Consider the following 1,793-nt stretch of genomic DNA (forward strand, 5'->3'; position numbering starts at 1 on the left):
GTTATAAGAATGAAATCTTTTTCTGGAACATTCTATGCTTTTGAATACGAGGATGGTTCTGAAAACTATCATAATCTTGATGATGCTGTAAAAGAATACTTCAGAAAAAAGCTTAAATATGAAACTGATAAAAGTGTTAGTTCAACTGCGAGAAGCGATGAATACTTAAAGGAATTGATAGAATTATCTGATAATAACATATGGATAGAATGGTTTAGTAAAGCCATTATTAAACAAGGCTGGATTGATTTTGAAGCAGAAATATCGAATGTGGTACAACGAGTAGAAGAGTTTTTATGTACCAATGTAAACACCATTTATAGAAGGTTTTGCTTTTATTGAAATGCCCTCGGTTATTCGAGGGCATTATGTTTGTTCGTCAACGGCTTGTCTATGAGCTTGTAAAAGACCTCAATGGTTCTCGGTGCTTTGTGCTTGCCGGGGTGTGCATCGACCTTGACATACTCGATCAGTGTCAGAGCCATTTCACGGGTAAGTGTCTCTGCCCCTGCATAGGACTTCATTCTGCGGATATACTCGTCCACATCACGCTCGTCTTGATCTTCGGCATCGGTGCGCTTGCTAAGCTCCTCATACTCTACTGTCAGGTTATCCTTTTCCTCCTGATATTCACCGAGGAGTCCGGCACACACCTTGTCGGGGATAAGCCCTGCGACCTTGTCCTCATACACGCTCCTGATCAGGCGGTCAAGTTCCTTGATGCAGTTATCAATATCCCGAAGTCTTTTCTTTGCCGCATTGTCACGCTCTGTCTTATCGCCCTTCTTGTAGGCGAGGAGCTTCTCACGAATGTCAGGCTCATTCAGCACCAAGTCGATCTGTCTCTGAATATCCGCAAGCACAAGGCTTTCAAGAAGCTCTCTCCTGATCGTATGCGTGGAGCAATACGCCTTGCCGTACTTTGCATATCGGCTGCACACATACACAGGCGAGGTGCTGTTTCTTTCACAGCCGCCGTGCTGTCGCATCTTGCTCCCGCAGTCAGCACAATAGCACAGACCTGATAACGGCAGCAGTTTGAAATTCTTAGTGTGTCTGCCCGTTGCAACAGATGCATTCACAGCCTGCACCCTATCCCAAAGCTCCTGCGAGATGATCGGCTCGTGATTATTCTCGATCACTACCCAATCCGATTCATCTTTTTTGATGACCTTGTGATTCTTGTAGCTCACGGTTTTTGTGCGGAGTTGCGTCAGCCTGCCGAGATAGATCGGGTTATTCAGGATACGGCTCACCGAAGTGTTATCCCACAGATGACCGCAGTTGCGAATGGGATTCGGCTTGCCGATCAAGCTGTAATAGTGGTCGGACGGAACGGGAATGTGATCCGCATTCAGGATATTTGCGATCGTCCTGATATTGTTTCCCGCCGCCCTCAGCTCGAAGATACGGCGTACTACGGCGGCACCTGTCGGCTCGATCACGGGCGTGTGTTTGCTGTCCGTTCCCTTGAGATAACCATAGGGCGGTACAGTCGTTTTGTATTTTCCTGCTTTTGCGTTCGCTTCAAAAACTGCTCTCAGCTTTTTGGAAGTGTTCGCACTGTGCCATTCATTAAAGACATTCATGATCGGAAGCATATCCATAGATGCACTATCCGTGTTCGCTGTATCGACATTATCTGTCAGAGCGATAAAGCGGATATTGTACATTGGAAAAATGTAATCTATGTAGCGGCCGACCTCGATGTAGTTACGACCGAAACGGCTCAGATCCTTACAAATGATGAGATTGATCCTGCCGTTTTGTGCATCTTCGAGCAATCTCTGCAC

At 46.1% G+C, this 1,793-nt stretch carries 1 protein-coding gene and 1 pseudogene; one reads left to right on the top strand and one right to left on the bottom strand.

Annotated features, from left to right (window positions below):
- Positions 1-342, top strand: a pseudogene (locus tag CUS_RS12875) (hypothetical protein); the annotation flags it as partial.
- Positions 343-353: 11 nt separating this feature from the next.
- Here CUS_RS12875 and CUS_RS12880 read toward each other — a convergent pair.
- Positions 354-1,793: recombinase family protein (locus CUS_RS12880; RefSeq protein WP_100084589.1), on the bottom strand; the 1,440-nt coding region annotated here is incomplete at its 5' end.

Origin of the sequence: Hominimerdicola alba 8, from assembly GCF_000178155.2 — a bacterium.
GTDB lineage: Bacteria > Bacillota > Clostridia > Oscillospirales > Ruminococcaceae > Hominimerdicola > Hominimerdicola alba_C.